Origin of the sequence: Pedobacter sp. BAL39, assembly GCF_000170795.1 — a bacterium.
Classification (GTDB): domain Bacteria; phylum Bacteroidota; class Bacteroidia; order Sphingobacteriales; family Sphingobacteriaceae; genus Pedobacter.
This window is the reverse complement of sequence record NZ_ABCM01000033.1, coordinates 18,966-27,573: the sequence shown is the minus strand read 5'-3', so window position 1 is coordinate 27,573 and position 8,608 is coordinate 18,966. Positions and strand designations below refer to the sequence as shown.

Genomic DNA, 8,608 nt, shown 5'->3' with positions numbered 1-8,608 from the left:
ATTGTGAAGCAACCCGTGTCTAATCCTATCATCGCCATGCAGGGGCGGGTTCCAGGTCTTTTCATCAATCAGAGTGCCGGGTATGCAGGGGCGAATGTGTCGGTTGTTATACGTGGTCAGAATAGCATAAATCCACTCCCTGGTTCCTCATCTCCATTATATATCGTGGATGGTGTTCCATTTGGTAGTGATCCAGTTGAGAGAAGCATCGGTGGTTTTTCCCCGAGCTTTAACTTTAGCCCTCTGAATACCATCAACCCTGCGGACATCGAAAGTATCGACGTTTTGAAGGATGCTGATGCAACTGCAATTTATGGTTCTCGTGGAGCAAATGGAGTCATTTTAATTACAACCAAAAAGGGAAGTTCAAATGGTACTGATTTTACTGTAGACTTTAGTCAGGGATTTGGAGCGGCAAGCAATTTAGTAGAGATGCTCGGTACCAAAGAATATCTTGACATCAGACGACAAGCTTTTGCAAATGATAACATCACCCCAACAGCAGCTAATGCCCCAGACCTGACGGTGTGGGACCAGAATGCTTATACTAATTTTCCGAAATTACTGATTGGAAATACAGCTCATCAAACCAATGCGGGGGTTTCTGTTTCTGGAGGCAACATGTATACGCAGTTTACACTAGGAGGAACTTATCGTAGAGAATCGACAGTGTATCATTCAGCTACGGACGACAAAGCAACACAGCTCCGCCTGAGCGTACAGCATAAGAGTGTAGATTCCAAATTCTCTACGGCAGCCTCTATCAGTTACAATACGGATAATAATAGAATTCCCAGTTACAACCTGAACCTCACAAACTATGGATTGCCACCGAACTATCCGCTGTATACCGGTGATGGGAACTTGTATTGGGGACCAGGATATGACAACCCATTGGCAGCATTCAATTCCAGCATCAGCCTCAAATCGTCCAACCTCAATGCTACTGCTGTTATGCGCTATTCCATTTTGCCTGGATTAGACATTAAGGCCAACGGAGGATATAACCTGATTGACGTGAAGGGAATGATCATCAGCCCAAGCAGGGCAAGTAATCCGGCCTACAATTCGCCCTCGCTGGTGACCATGAACAATAATTACATCAGGACATATCTTGCCGAGCCTCAGCTTACTTACCAACTGTCTGCCGGAAAAAGCAACCTGAAACTCATCGCCGGAGGCACCTGGCAGAGAACCGAAACGGTACAGCCGTATTGGTTACTGGGTACGTATACCAATGAGAAACTGGTGAGTAGCTTAGGAGCAACCAATGTGCTGGCTAAAGCTTCTGACTATGCGGATTTCCGATATACCTCGGTATTTAGCCGGGCGGAGTATAACTGGAATGAGAAGTACCTGATCAGTGCCAATATCAGAAGGGATGGTTCTTCCAAATTCGGAGCCAACTATCGGTTTGGAACTTTTGGCAGTGCGGCCATGGGATGGATATTCAGCAAGGAGGATTTTGTGAGCGAAAATTTGCCATGGCTGAGCTTTGGAAAACTAAGGGCCAGTTATGGTACGATCGGTAATGATAAAATCAGGGACTACAGCTACCAGTCCAACTATCAGGCTGGCGCAACCTACGGGCCGCTGGTGACCTTAGGTCCCGACCGGATCGCTAATCCTTATCTGAAATGGGAGCAAACGAAGAAATTTGATCTTGCTTTGGATTTAGGCTTTTTACGCGATAAGATTTTATTTACGGCAATATATTACCGTAACCGCACTACAGATCTGCTGGGCGAAGTGCCGCTGCCGGGACAGACAGGAAAAGATTTTTATACGGCAAATCTGGACGCAATAGTACAGAATCAAGGTCTGGAATTGGAATTGAATACTGTAAACATGGATAATGGTAAATTCAAATGGATCAGCTCATTCAATTTAACCATTCCGGAAAACAAATTGGTTTCCTACCCAGGACTGATGATATCTACCTATAATAATCGTTATGTCGTAGGAGAATCACTCAACCTACGCACCGTATTTCAATCGGGCGGGATCGTAGATGGCATCGCAACCGTAGTAGATGTAAATGGCGATGGCGTCATCACCAATGGTGTGAATGCCAATGGTAAGGGAGATTTTATCGTTTACGGTAGTAATGATCCCAAGTATTACGGAGGTTTAAATAATACCTTCACTTATAAAGGTTTTCAGCTGGATGTATTTCTGCAGGGAACGAACCGTACTGCGACACGCGGCGACCTGAACTTTGGCGCTTATCCGGGAACAGGCTACAACCTGCCAAAGTCCATGGTCAACACCGGACTGTTATACTCCTCAACAACGTCCAGCGATGCAGGGAGCAAGTATTATTATTTCGCTAACTCTGACGCTTCGGTGGAATCAGCTGCGTACGTCAGATTGAGGAATGTTTCCCTGGCTTATAATGTGCCTGTGACATTTAGCAAAAAAATCGGTATATCATCACTTCAGATTTATGCACGTGGGCAGAACTTGCTAACGTTTACCGGGTACAAGGGAATTGATCCGGAAACGCTGACAAACCAGGTGCCTCCTTTAAAAATGTTTACCGCCGGCTTTAGAACTACTTTTTAGCATTTGAATTATGAAAAAAGAAAATAACCCTATTAAACAATTAACATGGATACTATTGATGTTGATTTTTGCCATAACACTAGGTGCCTGCCAGAAACTCATTGATAATAAGCCTTCAGCCACACAGTTGCTCGACAAAGAGGTTTTTAAAGACTCTGTAACCGTGAAGGCTGCTCTAGCCAGTTTATATGGCGATCTTCAATATGGAGACCGTTATAGTGTACTGATGTCTACCCGGCCCGGATTAACAGCAGATGAGCTTACTTTTGTTGGGAACAGTTTCGATCAGTTTACGGCAAACGTAATCATTTCCGATAATCCGGATGTAGCTGACCTATGGTCTACTCCATACTCCATTATTTATTCAGCTAACGCCATCATTGAGGGGACGCCTGCGGGCAGTAATCTCAGTCCTAAATTTCAGGCCCAGACCATTGCTGAGGCCCGGTTTGTCCGCGCTTTCTGTCACAGTTACCTCGTTAATCTTTTTGGGGATGTGCCTCTGGTATTAACTACGGACGTAGAAAAGAACAAGGTTGGTGCGCGAACGCCGACTGCGGATGTTTACGCACAAATCATCGAAGACCTCATCTATGCACGGGACAATCTTCCTACTGACTATTCTATGTCATCTGGCTTAAGGGTTCGTGCCAACAAATGGGCAGCAACCGCCTTGCTGGCGCGTACCTACCTTTACCTGGGGAGATGGGCAGAGGCTGAAACACAGACTACGGCCATTATCGAAAATACTGCACTGTTTAAGTTGGAGGATATCTCCAACGTTTTCAAGCCCAGCAGTCTTGAGGCCATCTTACAATTTTACAATGATGCAGGTGGCATTACCGGATATGCCTCGGCAGTCATTCCCAATCCACAGTCGCCATTACCTACATTCGTTTTTACTGAGCAGTTGAAAGCTGCGTTTGCGGCTGAAACAGGAGATGCGCGGGCAACAGCATGGTCTTCTACTATTTCCTATAACGGAACTACCTATACCTATCCCACCAAGTACCGCAGCTTAGCTACTGGTGCAAACGAGGAATATTTTACAGTATTAAGGCTTGCAGAACAATACCTGATCAGGGCGGAGGCCCGGGCGCAGCAAAATAACGTTTCGGGCTCCAGAACAGACTTGCTTGCTGTACGTCAGCGCGCAGGCTTAGGTGCTACTGCTGCAAATGACAGGGAGGCGTTGTTGCTGGCTGTGGAACGAGAGCGTAGGGTGGAGCTGAACTGCGAAATGGGACACCGCTGGTTTGACCTAAAACGGACTGGCAGGATAAATGCGATATTGGATGCGGTCAAAACAACTTGGAAACCGGAAGCTGCACTTTACCCGGTTCCAGCTGATCAGCGTTCAAGAAATGGGAATTTGACACAAAATCCGGGATACAACTAGAATTTAAATTTATGAAAATGAAGATATGTTTGTTAGGGATGCTATTTATATGTGCATCAGCCTTAGCACAAGACAAGAAATATAACGTGAAGGGCCACCTGACCGATTCGAAAGTCCCTATGAAGGTGTTCTTGTCGTACAGAGATGGTAATCGTAAAGTGACCGATTCAACGATGTCTAAAAATAACAAATTTAGCTTTTCAGGGACGCTGGAGCACGCTACAGAGGCTTCCATTTATGTACATTGGGTTTACCCCTCAAGCGTAACACCTGAGGATCCTGTTAGTCAGGGTGCTGAGTTTATGCTGGATCATGGTAACACCACTATTGAAGGTGGAACGCTTTTTACAGCAACCATTACCGGAACCGCGGGTCAAAAGGAATATGTTGCACTTAATAGATCAACAGATGTATTACGGGATTCAGTTTACCAGATCTGGAAAACACAGATGGAGGCGTTACCTGAAGATTCTGCTGCGGCCTTTAACAGGCTGCTATATGCGCAGGAAAAGATCATTAAGAATGCTATGAAGCGTTATGTGAAAAGCCACCCCCAATCAGCGGTTTCCTTTAACATATTACAGCAAAATACAATTGTAGTGAGTGATGTTCCATTTGTTGAATTCATGCTTGCAGCCTTAAAGCCAGAATTTGGTGATACTAAAAGGTATCAGGAGGTGAATGACAAAGTAAGTATCAGTAAACGCCTGGCTATTGGACAACCTGCATTGAATTTCACGCAAACGGATGACAAAGGAAAGATGGTGTCCTTTGCCGATGTTAAAGGGAAATATATATTGATCGATTTCTGGGCGAGCTGGTGTGGTCCTTGCAGGACAGAGTATCCATTTCTAAAGCGTGCTTACACAAAGTATAAAGATAAAAATCTGGAAATTATAGGTGTGTCGATAGATGACGACAAGTCTGCCTGGTTAAATGCCATTAAATCGAACGGATTTCAATGGATCCAGCTTTCCGACATGAAAGGCAGAGAAAATGCAATTGCCAAAATGTATGGCATATCTGCAATTCCACAAAGTTTTTTAATTGACCCCCAGGGAAAGATCATTGCTAAGAACCTCCGCGGAGAGGACCTATTGGAAAAATTGGCAGAGGTGATGCCATAGATTTTTTGGGAGTTTGAATGCCCTCAGCAAGCGTAAGCTTCTGGGGGCTTTTTTTTGCCATAAGAAATTGCTGAGCCTTGCTTCTTGATGAATTCTTGGTTTAACAGCATTTTTAGGCCATAAATTCCACATTTGTTACAGGATTAAAAACAAATTTTATATCCTCTTCAGCTTCGTTTCTCTAACATTGCTCATGTTAAGTCTTCTCCAGACTTGGCGGTACAAAACCAAATATGAACCTAATTTTTGAACAATGAAGAGCAGCACACTTCTATGCTTTCGGACGCCTTTATCAGGGACCGGTCCTCTGCAATTATCAAGCACCCTTAACCAAATGTAACCTATTATGAAAAAAAGAATTCTACTTGACCTATTTCATGTTGGGCAGGTTGGTAACCTTAAACGAAAACTAGCTTTGCCACTGATGTTGGCGGCAATGGTTTCTCCAGGTTATGCCTTCGACACCCACAAGCCTGCTTTTGAAAGCGGTTCCTACAGATTTGATGTACAGATTACCGGAACGGTAAGTGCGTCCACAGGTGAAACCCTGCCGGGTGTTTCCGTAAGTGTAAAAGGTGGCGGCAGAACTGCCATCACTGATGTTAATGGAAAGTACAGCATTTCGGTCCCCGATAATGCCACGCTTGTGTTCAGCTATATTGGCTATACGACCAAAGAAGTTGCAGCAGGAGCGAACCCGGTGATTAATGTGACATTGGAGCCTTCCAGTACCGCTTTAGATGATGTCGTGGTGATCGGTTATCAAACCATCAGGAGAAAAGACTTGACTGGTGCGGCAAGTTCTGTGAAGACCGCGAATACCGAGCGACTGGTTTCACGTTCGTTACCAGAGGCACTTCAAGGTCAGACTCCTGGCGTAGCCGTTAGAAACGGAGGTGCTCCAGGACAGGAAGCGGTAGTAAACATTCGCGGATTGGCCACCTTTGGCAATGCAAGTCCACTTTATGTAATCGACGGAATGATTGCAGATCCGAATACGACAGTGAGCCCTAATGACATTGAAGACATTCAGATTTTAAAAGATGCATCTGCAGCGGCCATTTACGGTTCCCGTGCAGGTAATGGTGTCATTCTAATTACCACTAAAAAAGGTAAAGAAGGACCGGCAAAGATCACCGTAACTTCCAGGTACAGTGTGTCGCAGGTGCCGAAGACCTACGAGATGATGGACGCTGCGGGGTATGCGGCAACCAATACGCTGGCGTACCAGGCGTCGGGAATGGCAGTTCAACCGGGAGTAGCCAATTACAATGGTGCAGTTAATACCGACTGGGTTGACGAAACGCTTCGGACTGGGGCCGTTCAGGATTATAATGCCAGCGTTTCAGGTGGTGGGAACGGCTCCAAATATTTGATTTCCGCAGGTTATTTTAAAGATAAAGGAGTGCTCATCAGCCGGGAATTTGAACGTGCCTCCTTCAGGATAAACACAGAGACTACCCGAGGAAGATTCAAGTTCGGAGAAAATATTGCCATCTCCTCTTCGACTGCAAGATCACCATTCCAGGGCGGTGCCTTCGCAGGAAATCCATGGTATGACATGTTCACCAGTGTTCCTTTAATCCCTGTTCAGGACAACTCCCTGATCAGTACCAACAATCCTGGTGGATGGGGATACGGATCGAATGGGAGTATCAATACCTTCTCACGTAACCAGATCGCCATTGCCAACATCACTTCTGTCAAATCAAATTTTGCCAAGTTGCTCGGAAATGCTTTCATGGATTTTAAAATCATCGAAGGGTTGAACTATAAGTTCAATGTGGGGCTTGAAACCAGCTTCGACAAAAGTAAATCGGTTAGAAAAGATGGATCGTGGTACCAGAATCAGTCGCCTGATTTCAGTCAGCTGAGCGACAACAGGAGCCAGTTTTTAAGCTATCTGTTTGAACATACGCTGAATTACAATTATGTATTAGGCAAACACAGCATCAACGGTGTGGTCGGGTATACTCAGCAAACCACACAGACCGACAATACCTTTGGCAGTGGCATCAGGCTCGCACAATTCGGTGGCGATTATTTCACTACGTTACAATCAACATCCGGAGAGGGAAGGAACTCATCGGGTAGTCTTTATAAAAGTTTATTAGACTCTTATCTGGGAAGGCTGAATTATACTTACAATGACAAATATCTGGTTACATTCACTTTCCGCGCAGATAAGGATTCCCGTTTCTCTCCACAGTACAGGACGGGGTATTTCCCTTCGGGAGCCTTAGGCTGGAGGATTTCTAAAGAAGACTTCTTTAAGGTAGACTGGGTTTCAGATTTGAAGTTAAGAGCTTCCTATGGTGTGCTGGGCGTAAATACATTGAGCCCTTATCAGTACATCGGTTTTCTCAACCAGGCACCAGATGTGGTGTTGGGTACCGGACAAAATACCAATGCCGGCGCCATCCAGGCCAAACTTGCTTCAGGAGATTTGAAATGGGAAAAGAAGAAAACAACGAACCTGGGTTTTGATGCCTCATTGCTAAACGACCGGTTTACCATCAATTTCGATGCCTTCAGATCCATTTCTGAAGATGTATTGTTGAGCCAGCCATTGCCAGGATATCTTGGAAACCTGCAGGGAGATCCAATTGTCAATATTGGATCCATCCAAAACCAGGGTCTGGAACTGAACCTTGGTTATCGCCCTCAATCGGATGGTGCTGTTAAATGGGATATTGCCGCTAACGTAAGCGTGATCAGAAATAAAGTATTGGAATTGGGAAGTCTGGGTATTGATCTGGATACAGGGCTGCCGAAAAACTACATCCAGTCGGGCAATACCAGAACTCAGGTGGGCCGGTCTATCGGTGAATATTATGTGTTAAAGACGGATGGGATTTTTCAAAATCAGGCGGAGATTGATGCACATCGTGCGCAAAGCGCTTATGCCAAACCAGGAGATATCCGCTACGTAAATGTTTTAGATGGTGGTACCAATGATGACATCAATGATAAAGATCGTGTGTATGCCGGTTCTCCTTTTCCAAAATTTACAACTGGACTTCAATTTAATTCACGATATAAGGATTTTAGTCTTTCCGTTCAATTGTATGGAGCGTTTGGACAAAAGTTGTATAACGACGTGTTGAGGGAACTGGATAGTTATGGTAACTCTAACTATAGGACCGCAATTAATCCATGGACGCCAACAAATACGGATACTTCTTTCCCGAGACTGGGCTATCAGTTTGCGGCTAATGATAGAGGAATCAATGAAAATGCAAGGGGGAATACTGATCGCTGGATTGAAGATGGCTCATTTCTAAGACTGCGTAATGTCGAACTAGGATACAATTTGCCATCAAAACTGATTTCAAAAGCTAATATCAGCAATGCCCGTTTATACGTAAGTGGTCAGAATCTATTTACGATTACAAACTACAGTGGATTAGACCCTGATGTAGTTGGGGCAAATCCGAACCTTGAGCCGGGAGTAGATAATGGGAACTATCCTTCGTCGAGGATCATATCGTTTGGTTTAAGTGTTGGATTTTAATTA

Annotated in this window: 4 protein-coding genes; all 4 read left to right on the top strand. The window is 44.8% G+C overall.

Annotated elements, in window-relative coordinates:
• On the top strand, positions 1–2,565 hold a 2,565-nt coding region (locus tag PBAL39_RS23750), incomplete at its 5' end, for a SusC/RagA family TonB-linked outer membrane protein (RefSeq protein ID WP_039867625.1).
• A 10-nt stretch (positions 2,566–2,575) separates the two neighbouring features.
• A complete protein-coding gene (locus PBAL39_RS23745; protein WP_008246605.1) occupies positions 2,576–3,964 on the top strand; it encodes a RagB/SusD family nutrient uptake outer membrane protein in 1,389 nt (462 codons plus the stop codon).
• Between the two features lie 17 nt (positions 3,965–3,981).
• Positions 3,982–5,091, top strand: a complete 1,110-nt coding sequence (locus PBAL39_RS24940; RefSeq protein ID WP_198139876.1) for a TlpA disulfide reductase family protein — start codon at positions 3,982–3,984, stop codon at positions 5,089–5,091.
• Between the two features lie 346 nt (positions 5,092–5,437).
• Positions 5,438–8,605, top strand: a complete 3,168-nt coding sequence (locus PBAL39_RS23735) for a TonB-dependent receptor (RefSeq protein ID WP_008246602.1) — start codon at positions 5,438–5,440, stop codon at positions 8,603–8,605.
• Positions 8,606–8,608: the final 3 nt, after the last annotated feature.